At 71.3% G+C, this 12,713-nt stretch carries 15 protein-coding genes; 9 read left to right on the top strand and 6 right to left on the bottom strand.

Translation table 11 applies throughout. The annotated features are described in order from the left end of the window. Positions 1-161: 161 nt before the first annotated feature. From OG349_RS34925 to OG349_RS34095, 8 genes are all read left to right on the top strand, one after another. A complete protein-coding gene (locus OG349_RS34925; RefSeq protein ID WP_401771684.1) occupies positions 162-266 on the top strand; it encodes a putative leader peptide in 105 nt (34 codons plus the stop codon). A 241-nt stretch (positions 267-507) separates the two neighbouring features. After that, a complete protein-coding gene (locus OG349_RS34125) occupies positions 508-1,239 on the top strand; it encodes a DUF1684 domain-containing protein (protein WP_327238290.1) in 732 nt (243 codons plus the stop codon). A 140-nt stretch (positions 1,240-1,379) separates the two neighbouring features. Next, positions 1,380-2,903, top strand: a complete 1,524-nt coding sequence (locus tag OG349_RS34120; RefSeq protein WP_327238289.1) for an ABC transporter substrate-binding protein — start codon at positions 1,380-1,382, stop codon at positions 2,901-2,903. Between the two features lie 52 nt (positions 2,904-2,955). Further along, entirely contained in the window at positions 2,956-3,921 is a 966-nt protein-coding gene (locus OG349_RS34115; protein ID WP_327238288.1) for an ABC transporter permease, read from the top strand. Beyond that, a complete protein-coding gene (locus tag OG349_RS34110; protein WP_327238287.1) occupies positions 3,918-4,796 on the top strand; it encodes an ABC transporter permease in 879 nt (292 codons plus the stop codon). The genes OG349_RS34115 and OG349_RS34110 overlap by 4 nt, the downstream gene beginning before the upstream one ends. After that, the gene (locus OG349_RS34105) at positions 4,793-5,605 is read left to right on the top strand and encodes an ABC transporter ATP-binding protein (protein ID WP_327238286.1); all 813 of its coding nucleotides are present in this window, start codon (positions 4,793-4,795) and stop codon (positions 5,603-5,605) included. Before OG349_RS34110 ends, OG349_RS34105 begins: the two co-directional genes overlap by 4 nt. After that, positions 5,602-6,390 (top strand): ABC transporter ATP-binding protein, encoded by a 789-nt coding sequence (locus OG349_RS34100; RefSeq protein ID WP_327238285.1) that lies wholly within the window; start codon positions 5,602-5,604, stop codon positions 6,388-6,390. The genes OG349_RS34105 and OG349_RS34100 overlap by 4 nt, the downstream gene beginning before the upstream one ends. An 82-nt stretch (positions 6,391-6,472) precedes the next feature. Then, on the top strand, positions 6,473-7,459 hold the full coding sequence (locus OG349_RS34095) for an aldo/keto reductase (protein WP_327238284.1): 987 nt from the start codon (positions 6,473-6,475) through the stop codon (positions 7,457-7,459). Positions 7,460-7,583: 124 nt separating this feature from the next. Here the strand turns inward: OG349_RS34095 and OG349_RS34090 are convergent, their stop codons facing one another. The 5 genes from OG349_RS34090 to OG349_RS34070 all read right to left on the bottom strand — a co-directional run bounded on the left by OG349_RS34090 (position 7,584) and on the right by OG349_RS34070 (position 10,535). After that, the gene (locus tag OG349_RS34090; protein ID WP_327238283.1) at positions 7,584-8,003 is read right to left on the bottom strand and encodes a hypothetical protein; all 420 of its coding nucleotides are present in this window, start codon (positions 8,001-8,003) and stop codon (positions 7,584-7,586) included. Between the two features lie 216 nt (positions 8,004-8,219). Continuing rightward, positions 8,220-9,413 carry an SGNH/GDSL hydrolase family protein gene (locus OG349_RS34085; protein WP_327238282.1) on the bottom strand — a complete coding sequence of 398 codons (1,194 nt, stop codon included), beginning with the start codon at positions 9,411-9,413 and terminating at the stop codon, positions 8,220-8,222. Between the two features lie 59 nt (positions 9,414-9,472). Continuing rightward, positions 9,473-9,661: a hypothetical protein gene (locus OG349_RS34080; protein ID WP_327238281.1), complete on the bottom strand. Its 189-nt coding sequence runs from the start codon at positions 9,659-9,661 to the stop codon at positions 9,473-9,475. Then, positions 9,658-10,314 (bottom strand): hypothetical protein, encoded by a 657-nt coding sequence (locus OG349_RS34075; protein ID WP_327238280.1) that lies wholly within the window; start codon positions 10,312-10,314, stop codon positions 9,658-9,660. The genes OG349_RS34080 and OG349_RS34075 overlap by 4 nt, the downstream gene beginning before the upstream one ends. Further along, positions 10,311-10,535: a hypothetical protein gene (locus tag OG349_RS34070; RefSeq protein WP_327238279.1), complete on the bottom strand. Its 225-nt coding sequence runs from the start codon at positions 10,533-10,535 to the stop codon at positions 10,311-10,313. Before OG349_RS34070 ends, OG349_RS34075 begins: the two co-directional genes overlap by 4 nt. Before the next feature lie 314 nt (positions 10,536-10,849). On the opposite strand from OG349_RS34070, the gene OG349_RS34065 reads away from it, so the two are divergent. Next, positions 10,850-11,728 (top strand): SDR family NAD(P)-dependent oxidoreductase, encoded by an 879-nt coding sequence (locus tag OG349_RS34065; protein ID WP_327238278.1) that lies wholly within the window; start codon positions 10,850-10,852, stop codon positions 11,726-11,728. Between the two features lie 9 nt (positions 11,729-11,737). Here OG349_RS34065 and OG349_RS34060 read toward each other — a convergent pair whose 3' ends face one another. Beyond that, the gene (locus OG349_RS34060) at positions 11,738-12,637 is read right to left on the bottom strand and encodes a nitroreductase/quinone reductase family protein (protein ID WP_327238277.1); all 900 of its coding nucleotides are present in this window, start codon (positions 12,635-12,637) and stop codon (positions 11,738-11,740) included. Positions 12,638-12,713 lie beyond the last annotated feature (76 nt).

Raw genomic sequence — 12,713 nt, 5'->3', positions numbered from 1 at the left:
GGGAAGCCCGCCCCCACGACGGAGGACCGCCGAACCGGTCTGTTATCTCTCCGTGACCCGAGTGGAGTTCACCGCCGGACGGCGGTCCGGGAGCCGCCGGAGCCCGGCGGGTCGACTTCTGATGAAGCATCCGGTTTGGCTTGTTTGACCCCTGGGAAAGCGTGTGCGAATCTTGCCCCGTGTTCCGCTCCCTGCACCTCGTCGGCCGAGCCCACGTGGACCTCCTCCGCGTCGCGAGCGCTCTCTGTAGCCGCTCCGACGCCTGACCGGTCCCCCCGGGCTCCCTTGGGCTGCGCGGCCTGCGCCCGCGGCCTCCGCCGGCGCCACGACCGGACCCGCGTCCCACGGAGTGGACACGAGCCGAGCCGCCCGCCCCTCCGCAGCACACCACGGAACAGGGCCGTTCCACTCCCCGTCACGCCACGCCCGCCCCCGGGTCCGGCCTCCCCATCTCACCTTTCGAGACGTGTGTCGAAGCACACATCCTCGCCGTTGAATCGAGTCAGCATGTCCCTCCCGTCGAGCGCCTCGGCGCGGACCACCGACCCCGCGCCGGACGACTGGAACGCGTGGCGCACCGCGCGGGCCGCGTCCGTGACGGCGCCCACCGGCAACCTCGCCCTGGTCGAGACCCGGTGGCTGCCCGCGGGTACGGAGCCGGACCCCGGGGCCGAACGCCAGGGGCTTCCCCCGCACCTCCGGGTGACGACGCTCGAACGGGCCGACCTCCTCACCGGGGAACCGGAACACGGTCTGCGTTTCTGGGACGCCCGCTCCCCCGCCATCCAGCACTTCTCCCACATCGAGACGTACGACCACGACCCGGCGTGGGTGACGCGCGCCACGTTCACCCCGGTCGCCGCCGACCGCCGGATCCCCTTCGAGTACATACGCGACAACGGGGGCAGCCGGGGCATGATCGTCCCCGGTGACATCAGCCTCTCGCTCGACGGGGTCGACTACACCCTGGCGGCCTTCGACGACGAGGGCACCCTGCTCCTGGTCTTCGGCGACCCGACCAACGGGGTCGAGACCTACGGCTCGGGCCGCTTCCTCTTCGTCCCGCGCGAGGACGGCGTCGAGACCGTCACCCTGGACTTCAACCGCGCCTTCGTGCCACCGTGCGGATTCTCGGCCCAGTACAACTGTCCGCTGCCTCCCCCGCAGAACCGGCTCCACCTGCCCGTCAGGGCCGGCGAGAAGCTCCCCGTCTTCCGCGACGGCCACACGATCGGCTGAGGCCGAGAGGCCGAGCCGGCCGCCCCTCCCGTACAAGCCCCGAAGGCCCCCCACCCCACGAACCCCGCACGCGCGCACCGAAGCACGCACGCACCAGCGCCCCCGCCAGACCTCCGGCGGCCGCCTCTCAGGAGAACGAAGTGAAACGAATTTCCACGCCCCTCGCCGGTGGCGCTCTGGTGGTCGCCGTGTCCGTCGCCCTCACCGCCTGCGGCGGCGGCACGTCGAGCCAGAAGGGCGGCTCGGCGTCCGGGTCCTTCGACAAGAACGCGACCGTCGGCATCGGCTCCGTCTACGAACCGCAGAACCTCGACAACACGGGCGGCGGCGGTCAGGGAGTGACCGAGGCGCTCAACGGCAACGTCTACGAAGGCCTGTTCAAGCTCACGGACAACGGCAAGGTCGAGAAGCAGCTCGCCCAGAGCTACACGGTGTCCCCGGACGGCCTGACCTACACCTTCAAGCTCCGCGGCGGTGTGAAGTTCCACTCGGGCAAGGCCCTCGACTCCGCCGACGTGAAGTACAGCATCGAGAAGGTGACGGGGCCCACGTCCCAGTCGGCCCGCAAGAGCAGCCTCACCGTCGTCAAGTCCATCGACACCCCCGACGCGAGCACCGTGAAGGTCACGCTGTCGAGCAAGTCCATCTCGTTCATCTACAACCTCAGCTACGTCTGGATCATCAACGCCCAGGCCAAGAACCTGAAGACGTCGGAGGACGGGACCGGGCCGTACAAGCTGGACAAGTGGACCCGGGGCTCCGCGCTGAGCCTCGACCGGTTCGCCGGCTACTGGGGCGACCCCGCGACCAACAAGGAAGTCGTCTTCCACTACTACAAGGACGCGACCGCCCTCAACAACGCGCTGCTCACCAACGCCGTGGACGTCGTGACCAGCGAGCAGAGCCCCGACGCGCTCGCCCAGTTCAAGTCCAACCCGGCGTACAAGGTCAACAGCGGCAGCTCGACGACCAAGCTGCTGCTGGCCTTCAACGACAAGGTCAAGCCGTTCGACAACGTCAAGGTCCGTAAGGCGGTCACCTCGGCGATCGACAACAAGAAGCTGCTGGAGTCCATCTGGGGCGGCTACGGCAAGCTGATCGGGTCGATGGTCCCGCCGACCGACCCGTGGTACGAGGACCTGACCCACGTCAATCCGTACGACCCGGCGCTCGCCAAGAAGGAACTGGCCGAGGCGGGCTACCCCAAGGGCTTCGACTTCACCCTCGACACCCCGAACTACGACCCGCACCCCACCGCCGCCACGTTCATCAAGTCGCAGCTGGCGAAGGTCGGGATCAACGTCAAGATCAACGTGATCACGCCGGACCAGTGGTACACGAAGGTCTACCAGAACCACGATTTCAGCGCGACGCTCCAGGAGCACGTCAACGACCGCGACATCGTCTGGTACGGCAACCCCGACTTCTACTGGGGCTACAACAACAAGCAGGTCACGCAGTGGGTCACGCAGGCCGAGCAGTCGGACACCACCGACCAGCAAACCGCGCTGCTGAAGAAGGTCAACCAGCGGATCGCCGAGGACGCGGCCAGTGACTGGCTGTACCTCTACCCGCAGATCGTCGTGGCCTCCTCGAAGCTCTCGGGCTACCCTCTCAACGGCCTGAACTCGCAGTTCTACGCCTACGACATCAAGAAGAGCTGATGGTACGGAGAGAGCCGGTCCGGCCGGCCGGACCGACGGGACCGGCCGGCCCATGACCGTGTACGTCCTGCGGCGACTGGCCTTCCTGGCCGCCTCGCTGCTGCTGGCCAGTGTGGTGCTGTTCCTGCTGCTCCGGCTGCTCCCCGGCGACCCCGCCAACGCGCTGACGTCCGTGGGGGCCAGTCCGGAGCAGCTGGCGGCGGCCCGTCACCAGATCGGGTCGGACAAACCGCTGCCCGAACAGTTCCTGACCTGGCTGCACGACCTGGCCACGTTCGACCTCGGGAACTCCTTCATCAGCACGCTGCCGGTCGGCCCCGAGATCGCCACCCGGATCGAGGTCACAGGGCCCCTGACCCTGATGGCGTTCGTCCTGGCCCTGGTGATCGCGGTGCCCGTCGGCTTCCTGGCGGCCCACCGGGCGAACACCTGGTACGGACTCATCCTGAGCGGCGTCTCACAGCTCGGGATCGCCGTCCCGGTGTTCTGGGTCGGCATGATCCTCATCACGGTGTTCTCGCTGCATCTGGGCGTACTGCCGGCCGGCGGCTTCCCGCAGGACGGCTGGTCCGACCCGGCGGGCGCGCTGCGGTCGCTGGCCCTGCCGGTGATCACGGTGGCCCTGGTGATGTCCGCGTCCCTCATCCGGTACGTACGGTCGGCGACGCTGGACGTCCTCGGCAGCGACTACCTGCGGACGGCGCGGGCGCTCGGTTCCTCGTTCGGGGGTGCGATACGGCGCCACGGGCTGCGCAACGGGGCCGTACCCGTCGTCGCCGTCCTGGGCATCGAACTCGCCTCCACCCTGCTGGGCGCGGTGGTCGTCGAGACGGTCTTCGCCCTGCCGGGCCTCGGCAGCATGCTCTCGCAGGCGGTGGCCCAGCACGACTACCCGACCATCCAGGGGGTGCTGTTCGTCACCACCCTCGCGGTGCTGGTGATCGGGTTCCTCGCCGACCTCGCCCAGCGGCTCATCGACCCGCGGCTGCGCTCCACCCTCACCGGCGGGAAACCATGACCGAACACGTTCTGGCCACCAGCCCGGAGACCGGACACCCGCCGGCGGTACGCGCCCCGCGCCGGCGGCGTTCGGCGACCCTGATCACCGGTGGTGTGCTCGTCGGGGTGATCGCCGCGCTCGCCGTGGTCTCCTTCTTCTGGCTGCCGTACTCCCTGGACGACACCTCCGGCACCCGGCTGGCCGGGCCCGGGGCCTCGCATCTGCTCGGCACCGACAAGCTGGGGCGGGACCTGCTCTCCCAGGTCATGATCGGCGCCAGGATCGCCCTGGAGTCGGGTCTCGGGGCGGTGGCGATCGGCGGGGTGCTCGGGGTCGCCGTCGGCCTGGCGGCCGGTTTCGCCCAGCGCTGGCTGGACGACACCTTCTCCGCCTTCCTCGATGTCCTGATCGCCTTCCCCACCCTGCTGCTGGCGATGCTGGTGGTGGCCGCGCGGTCGGCGTCGCTCGGTTCGGCGATCGTCGCGATCGGTCTCGCCATGACGGCGGTGGTCGCCCGGCTGACCCGCATCCTGGTCAAACGGGTACTGGCGCAGGACTACATCACGGCCTCCCGGACGTCCGGCACGTCCTGGTTCCGCGTCGTCACCGGCCATGTGCTGCCCAACATCTGGCCGACGCTGGTCGTCAACCTCGCCCTCCAGTTCGGCCTCGCCGTGCTCGCCGAGGCGAGCCTGTCGTTCCTGGGTCTTGGCGCGCCGCCGCCCAACGCGTCGTGGGGGCGCATGCTCCAGGAGGCGCAGGCGACGGTGTCGATCGCGCCGTACGGGGCGATCGCCCCCGGCGTCCTGCTGGTCGCCCTGGTCGTGGGCGTCAATCTGGTCGCCGACGGGCTGCGCGACACACTGGACCCCACCCGCAGGAGGACCGCATGAGCCTGCTCGACGTCACGGGCCTCACCATCCGTACGGAGTCCGGCCGCGCCCTGGTCTCCGACCTGTCGTTCACGGTCGAACCGGGAGGGCGTGTCGGGCTGATCGGCGAGTCCGGGTCAGGCAAGTCGCTGACGGCCCTCGCCGTGATGGGACTACTGCCGCCCGGCCTGACGGCGTCGGGCCGTGTGGTGCTGGACGCGCCGGGCCTCGGCCGTACGGACGTGGTCGGCGCGGGCGAGTCCGCGCTGCGCGCGCTGCGCGGGCGGGGCGCGAGTGTGGTGTTCCAGGAGCCGCTCACCGCGCTCGACCCCCTGATGCGGGTCGGACGCCAGATCGCCGAGCCGCTGCGGCGGCGCCGCGGGCTGCGCGGTACGGAGCTGCGCCGGGCAGTCGCTTCGGCGCTCGACCGGGTCAGGCTGCCGGAGCCCGACCGGATCGCGCGTGCCTTCCCGCACGAGATCTCGGGCGGGCAGCGCCAGCGTGTCGCCCTGGCGATGGCCCTGGCCTGTGAGCCCGCCCTGCTGATCGCCGACGAGCCGACGACCGCGCTCGACGTGACCGTCCAGGCGGAGATGCTGCGGCTGCTCAACGAGCTGATCACGGAACAGGACATGGCGCTGCTGTTCGTCAGCCACGACCTGGCCGTCGTCTCCGGGGTCACCGACCGGCTGGTCGTCCTCAAGGACGGCGTGGCGGTGGAGTCGGGATCCACCGCCGACATCCTGCACGCCCCTCGACAGCCCTACACCAAGGGGCTGGTGGCGAGTGCCAGGACCTTCGAGAACGCACTGGAACGGATCACGCGATGAACGCCCCCGTCCTCGCCACCCGGGAGGCGGGGTTCGCCTACCGGGGCGCCGCTCCCGTCCTGCACGGCATCACCCTGGACATCACGGCAGGACGCAGTGTGGCGCTGGTGGGTGAGTCGGGCGCCGGGAAGACCACCATGCTGCGGCTGCTCCTCGGGCTCACCCGGCCGACCAGCGGGCAGGTCCTCTTCGACGGGGAGCCGCTGCGGATCGGGGACCGGGCGCGGATGCGAACGTTCCGGCAGAGTGTGCAGAGCGTCTTCCAGGACCCGTACTCCTCGCTGGATCCCCGTCAGCGGGTACGGAACATCGTCTCGGAGCCGCTGCGCTCCCTGGGCCTGGCCGGTGCCGGCACCGCGGAGCGGGTGGCGGCGGCGCTGGCGGGGGTGGGGCTGCCCGCCGACACCGGGGACCGCTATCCGCACGAGTTCTCCGGCGGGCAGCGCCAGCGGATCGCCCTGGCGCGGGCGACGGTCTGCGACCCCCGGGTCCTGCTGGCGGACGAACCGGTCAGCGCCCTCGACGTCACCACGCGTGTGCGGATCGTCGATCTGCTCGAAGAGCTCAAGGAATCTCGGGGGTTGACGATCGCGATGGTCTCGCACGACCTGTCGGTGGTGGCCGCGCTGTGCGAACACACCGCCGTGCTGGAGAACGGCCGCATCGTGGAGCAGGGGGACACGCACGCGGTCCTGGGCGCCCCCGGCCACCCGTACACACGGCGGTTGATCGCCAGTGTGCCGAGGCTGCCGACCGGGCAGGCGGGGCCGTCCGACCGCGGCTGAACCGGTTGACTTGGAGTGCTCTTCAACGCCCAGACTGCCGACGGGCGTCCGGAGTCGCCGGGCGGTACGAGGGGACGGGCGTATGAAGTACCGCACGATCGGCACGGATCCGGCGACGCGCCGGGAGGTCAGTGTGCTGAGCCTGGGGGCCATGCTGTTCGGCTCGGTCACGGACGAGGCGACGTCGTTCGCGATCCTGGACCGGTATGCCGAGGCGGGCGGCACCTTCGTCGACACCTCGAACAACTACGCGTTCTGGGTCGGCGGCACACAGGGCGGGGAGAGTGAGGCACTGCTCGGCCGCTGGCGGCGTGCGCGGGGCGTCGGGGACGAGATCGTGATCGCGACCAAGCTCGGAGCCCGGCCGAACGTGCCGACCAGCACGTTCAGCGAGAACATCGAGGGACTCTCGGCGAAGGTGATCCGCGAGTCGGCGGAGCGGAGCCGGGAGCGGCTCGGCGTCGAGAAGCTGGACCTGCTGTACGCGCACGTCGAGGACCCGGCGGTGCCCCTCCGGGAGACCGTGGAGGCGTTCGCCCAACTGGTCGCGGAAGGCGGGGTGGGCCTGCTGGGGGTGAGCAACCACTGGGCGTGGCGGGTGGAGCGGGCCCGCGCGCTGGCCGCGGCGGCGGGTCTGCCGGGCTACGAGGTGCTCCAGTACCACCACAGCTACCTGCGGCGGCGCACCGACCAGCCCGGTCCGCGCTCCCCCGACGGGAACCAGGGCATCCTCGGCGGCGACCTGCTCAGCTACGCCCGCGCCGAGCCGTCGCTGGCGCTGGTCGCCTACTCGCCTCTGCTGTCGGGCGGTTACGTGCGCGAGGACAAGCCGTTGGACCCCGGTTTCGACCACGCGGGCACGCCGGTGCGCCGGGCCGCGCTGCGCGAGGTGGCGCGGGAGACCGGCGCGACCGTGAACCAGGTGGTGCTCTCCTGGCTGATCGGCGGCGAGGTTCCGGTGATCCCGCTGGTGGGGGCGTCCTCGGTGGCGCAGCTGGACGAGAGCCTGGCGGCGGTGGACCTGGAGCTGACCCCGGAGCAGCGGGCGGCGCTGGACGCGGCGCGGTAGCCCGTACGCCCTCGTGTGTCACGGGCTCGGACCGGGCCCGTGACAGCACGGAAGCCCACGGCCTCGGGGGCCGTGGGCTTCCTCAGTGCCTCAGGACGTCAGTGTCCGCGTCACGCGGTCCGCGTCAGGCGGCGATGTGGCTCGACCGCGCCGGCGTGTCGGACCGGTTCTCCGCCGGACGGCGAACCTCCAGGGAGTGCACCACCCGCTCGGTACGCAGTTCGTGTGCGACCAGGTCGCCCAGGGCGACCGCCACCACGGCGGCCCCTCCGGCGAAGACCAGCCAGGTCAGCACGGTGCCGGAGAAGATCAGCGAAGCGATCAGCGACCACAGGGCAACCGCCGCCAGCAGGCCGTGGCCCGCCTTCGCGGCCGCCTTGCGGGCGAAGACCGCACCCACGATCCCGAGCACCGCGATACCGGTGAACACTCCGAAGCCGATCCAGCCGGCCACGGAAGCCGTGAAGGCCATGGCCACCACCGCCAGGAACGCACCGGCGATGACCGCGATGCTGTTGAGCGCGAAACGAGGGCTGAGAGCCATCGTGAAACACCTCCTCGGTACCGCATCCGAGCGGCACCGCATATGAATGCCAGGAAGTGGGTCGTCGCGGGGCGTCAACCGACGCCGAGGGCGGCTCGCTTGCCTCCGATTCCCAACCGGAGACATATGTATGTAACTCGTGAGGAGAACGGTCCATGCCCGCCCAGTCACCTCTATTCCTGTGACCTGCATCACATTATATGAAGCTTATCCGAGTCATCGCAACAGGGCCGGATCGACGGCTCCCGCGATGGCACGGAGCCCCGCCTCGTTGGGGTGCAGGTGGTCACCGCTGTCGTACTCCGCACGGAACTTCGTCGGCCGCGCCGGGTCGTGTGTCGCCGCGTCCTGGTCGATCACGCCGTCACACCCACTGCCCGCGCCCCGGACGAAACTGTTCACGGCGGCCCGCTTCGTCTCCAGCTCCGGCTTCCAGCCACCGGCCCCCTCGAACGGAGTGAGCGTGGAGCAGAGGAACTTGACGCCCCGTTCGTGCGCCCGCGCGATCAGCTGCTTGAGTCCGCCGATCAGCCGGTCCGCCGTGGGATTGGTGTTCGACAGATCGTTGATGGGATCGTCGGCGAAGACCACCCACCGGACGCCGGGCTGCGAGAGCACGTCCCGGTCGAACCGGTTCAGAGCGCTCTGCCCGGCCCCGTCGGTGAGCAGTTGGTTCCCGCTGATGCCCTGGTTGAGCACGCCGACGGTCCGCCCGGCGCCCACCAGCCGGCTCGCCAGCTCGTTCGGCCAGCGCCGGTTCGCGTCGTTCCTGGAGGCGATGCCGTCGGTGATCGACGCACCGAGCGTGACCACCGCGCCCTCCGCCGCCGGGTTCACCACGTCGAGCCCGGAGAGGAAGTAATAGCTGTTGGTGGTCCGGGCGTTGGTCAGATTCGCGTTGCCGCTCACGTCCCCCGCGGCGACGTAGTTCGTCTGCAACCCCGACTGGTGGTACGTGACGGGGCCGGTGGTCCTGGGGAGGTGGAAGCTCACCGCCACGTCCGACAGGGCGTCCACCGGGAACGCGACCTCGTCGCTGACCGCCGAGCCCCCGGCGGGGATGGTGACGGTGCGCTGACCGCCGAAGGTGACCGTACGATCGGTCGCGGCGGACACCGAGGAGCCCGAGGTGCGGCGCGCGACATGTATGTCCTGGACGGTCAGGGGGGCGTTGCCGAAGACGTTCGACAGGCGGACGCGCGCCGACGTGCCCGCGATGCTCGTACGGACGATCTGACGCACCGTCTGCTGCGTGAACGTGTCGCCGCCGCTCTGCGGCGCGGCGGCCCAGGTACCGGTCCACGGGCCCGCGGCGGGGGCGGCCGACGCCGTCCCCTGGACTCCTGTCTGGACTCCGGTCATGATCAGCGCTGCCGCGCCCGCGGCAAGGATGTGGGGGGTTCGCTTCACGGAGGACTGCCCCTTGTCCGAATGAGGCGCCCCCGGACGGGGCGCCCCTCCCCCACCACCTACCCCCTCGGCACCGGCGTGACCACCCAGTCCGGGTGCCCCGGCGTCGGCGGCGTGGCCGGACCGTACAGCCACGGGGTCAGGAACGGCTCCAGGTACCGTCCCGCGACCTCCGACGCCAGTGGGATCGGCGGGGCGCCGTAGTCGTGGCGCCACTGGTCGTGGTTCTGGTAGGCGGTCCGCATCAAGGCCTCGAAGCTGTGGCCGAACCACTGGTGCGTTCCGCGTCCACGCGGGTGCCGAGCAGATCGGCCTTGGGGAGCGGCGAGAGGGTCTGCGTCTCCGGCGCGACGGCGAGGCCGGTGTCGCCGACGAGCACTCCGTACCGGTGGAACGGGTAGGCGCCGAGGCGCTGTTCGTGCCAGGTGAGGTGCTCGGAGGTGAGGTCGCGGCACGCGTCGGTCGCGTCGACCAGGGCGTCGGGCACGTGGTCCCGGATCGGCAGCCCGTGCGGTCCTGTGGTGTCGACGGCGGTGAACCTGCCGATCGCCAGCTGGGCGAGCTGGGGGGCGACGGGCTGTTCGGAGTCGTACGTCCGGCGGACCCGGCCGCCGGGGCGGTCCTGGCGGGAGACGAGCTTGCCGTTGGCTACCGCGGTCAGTCCGCCGGGCACGGTGATCCGGAAGGTGATCGGGGCGCGCCGGCTGGGGTGGTCGTCGGACGGGAAGATCATCTTGGCGCCGTTGGGCTGCGGACAGAGGACCGTGCCGTCCGGCGTGGGTATCCACCCGTAGTCCTCGATCGCGTCGTCGCGGTGGCGCGTCCGGGTCGGGTCGGCGGTGCAGGTGACCGTGACGGTGAAGCTCCCGCCGTCGCGGATGGGCGACTTGGGCGTGATCACCAGCTCGTCACCGTCGCGTACGGCGGTGGCCTTGATCGTGTCTTCGCCTCGAAGGGCGTCCTGGGCGCCTGCCGGTCGAAGTCGAGTGCGTAGTGGCGCACTTGGTAGCCGCCGTTGCCGTCGGGCGGGAACATCGGGTCCCCGAGGCCGGGAGCCCCGTCCGGTCCGGCCGCCGCCAGGACGGGCCGTAAGCCGCGCCGGGACATCGTGAACGTGGTCAATGTGGTGACTTTCCCCCCGTGACGGGAACTTCAGGTCGTCCCGCCTCACCTCTCAGGACCGCGGAGGAAGCCGAAGGGGTGCCCCGGCACGGCCGGCCGGACCGGCGACGGCGACGGGTCCCTGCCTCTTTCGGCGCATCCGGCGGGGTGGGAAACCGCTGCCCGGCGGGGCCGCGTCCGCGAACGGGGACCCGCGTGTACGGCCCGGCGGGAGGCCGTCCCCCGGTGGTCGGGGGCATCGCCCCGTGGTTGCCTGGGGGCGTCACCACCGCCCTCCGCGACCGCCGCATCCGAGCCCCGAGGCAGGACGTCCCATGAGCGAGTCCACGCTGATCACCACCCCGTTCACCGCCCGGTCCACCGCCGCCGAGGTGGTGGCCGGCACGGATCTCCTGGGCCGCTTCGCCGTCGTGACGGGCGGGGCCTCCCCGGTGGGGATCGAGACGGCGCGGGCGCTCGCCGCGGCGGGCGCCGACGTGACGCTGGCGGTACGGGACACGGAGGCGGGACGGCGGGCGGCGGAGGACATCATCGACACCACCGGCGCCAGGGAGGTCCGTATCGCCCCGCTGGACCTCGCCGACCGGGCCTCGGTCGCCGCGTTCGCCGGCGCGTGGCAGGGACCGCTGCACATGCTCGTGCACAACGCCGGGGTACGGGAGACGCCCGAGCGGCGGACCCCGGAGGGCTGGGAGCTCCAGTTCGCCGTCAACCACCTCGGCCACTTCGCCCTCGCGACCGGCCTCCGCGGCGCGCTGGCGGAGGCGGGCGGGGCGCGCGTCGTGGTGGTCGCCTCGGACGCCCACCTGCGCGCGCCCCTGGACTTCGACGACCTCCACTTCCGTACGCGCCCGTACGACCCCGTGGCGGCGTACGGGCAGTCCAGGACGGCCGACGTGCTGTTCGCGGGCGAGGCGTACCGGCGGTGGGCCGGCGACGGCATCACGGTCAACACCCTGGACGCCGGGGCGTCCGAGGCCGATCGCAGAACCCCCGCGCAGGCGGCGGCCACCTCGGTGCTGCTCGCGGCGTCGCCCCACGTCGAGGGCGTGGGCGGCCGCTACTTCCAGGACTGCGCCGAGGCACCGCGTCACGTACCGGGCGGGCCGCCCCGGGGTGTCGCGCACCACGCGCTCGACCCCGAGGCGGCCGCCCGGCTGTGGCAGGTGTCCCTCGGCCTGCTGGCCGGCTAGGGCCGCCCCTCAGACCGGTGGGAAGGGGATCTCGGCCAGGGCCGGGAGCAGCGATTCCTCCTCATGGTCGAGATGTGCGTCCAGCCGTTGTGACAGATCGTCCAACGTGGCGAGGAACAGGGCCGGTTCGGCCGTGTCGATGCTGTCGAGCAGCGTGAGCAGTTCGCCCTGGACGCGGGCGAACGTCCGGTGTTCGTCACCGAGCCGGTCCAGGACAGGGCGCAGCTCGGGGTGGTGGCGTGCGAGCGACGGGAACACATGCGTGTCCTCGCTGGTGTGGTGGAATTCCAGCCAGGCGCAGAACTCCAGGCAGTGGCGGCGCAGTTGGAGTCCCAGGCCGGGCGCCGGGGGCGCGCCGGGGCCCTGGTGGGCGGCCCGTTCCGCGACGTGTGCCTCGGCCTCGGCGCGCAGGGCGCGCACCTGCTCGCGGAGCCCGGTGTGCACCTCGATGAGCTTGTCGGCCAGGGTGGGGACGGCCTGGGAGCCCTCCGCCGTACCGGGCCGGGCACGTTCCAGCACCACGACCGGCAGGGTACGTGCCGTCCTGGACTGGTAGTCGGCGTAACCGGGGGCCGTACGCACCATCTGCGCGAACAGCCGGTCGCGCCGGGCCCCTTCGGCGGGGACGGCGCGGGCGGCGAACACCTCGGTGCCGACCTCCACCCGTACCAGGGGGTGGGCGAGCAGGTTGTGGTACCAGGCGGGGTGCCGGGGAGCGCCGCCGGCGGAGGCGACCACGAGCAGGTGCGCCCCGTCGCGGACGTAGCCGAGCGGAACGGTGTGTTCGGCGCCCGACCTGGCGCCGGTGGTGGTGAGCAGGAGGAGGTCTCCGCCCTCGAAGGGGCCGCCGACCGTGCCTCCGGCGGCCCGGAACTCGTCGATGATCCGCTGGTTGAAGGATGTGGGCATGCGCTGTCGCATCTCCTGAAGAGCGCGCGGGCGTTCCGCGCGGAAGGTACGGGTGAGGGACGACGTGATGCGCGCA

The organism is Streptomyces sp. NBC_01317, from assembly GCF_035961655.1.
Lineage (GTDB): Bacteria > Actinomycetota > Actinomycetes > Streptomycetales > Streptomycetaceae > Streptomyces.
The sequence above is the reverse complement of the archived record's forward strand: the minus strand, read 5'-3'. Positions and strand labels throughout refer to the sequence as shown.

Bases quoted from the DNA above. Each gene is read 5' to 3' on its own strand.
- OG349_RS34060 (WP_327238277.1), bottom strand. From the start codon at position 12,637: ATGCCCACATCCTTCAACCAGCGGATCATCGACGAGTTCCGGGCCGCC.
- OG349_RS34115 (WP_327238288.1), top strand. From the start codon at position 2,956: ATGACCGTGTACGTCCTGCGGCGACTGGCCTTCCTGGCCGCCTCGCTG.
- OG349_RS34100 (WP_327238285.1), top strand. From the start codon at position 5,602: ATGAACGCCCCCGTCCTCGCCACCCGGGAGGCGGGGTTCGCCTACCGG.
- OG349_RS34065 (WP_327238278.1), top strand. From the start codon at position 10,850: ATGAGCGAGTCCACGCTGATCACCACCCCGTTCACCGCCCGGTCCACC.
- OG349_RS34105 (WP_327238286.1), top strand. From the start codon at position 4,793: ATGAGCCTGCTCGACGTCACGGGCCTCACCATCCGTACGGAGTCCGGC.
- OG349_RS34095 (WP_327238284.1), top strand. From the start codon at position 6,473: ATGAAGTACCGCACGATCGGCACGGATCCGGCGACGCGCCGGGAGGTC.
- OG349_RS34125 (WP_327238290.1), top strand. From the start codon at position 508: ATGTCCCTCCCGTCGAGCGCCTCGGCGCGGACCACCGACCCCGCGCCG.
- OG349_RS34090 (WP_327238283.1), bottom strand. From the start codon at position 8,003: ATGGCTCTCAGCCCTCGTTTCGCGCTCAACAGCATCGCGGTCATCGCC.
- OG349_RS34110 (WP_327238287.1), top strand. From the start codon at position 3,918: ATGACCGAACACGTTCTGGCCACCAGCCCGGAGACCGGACACCCGCCG.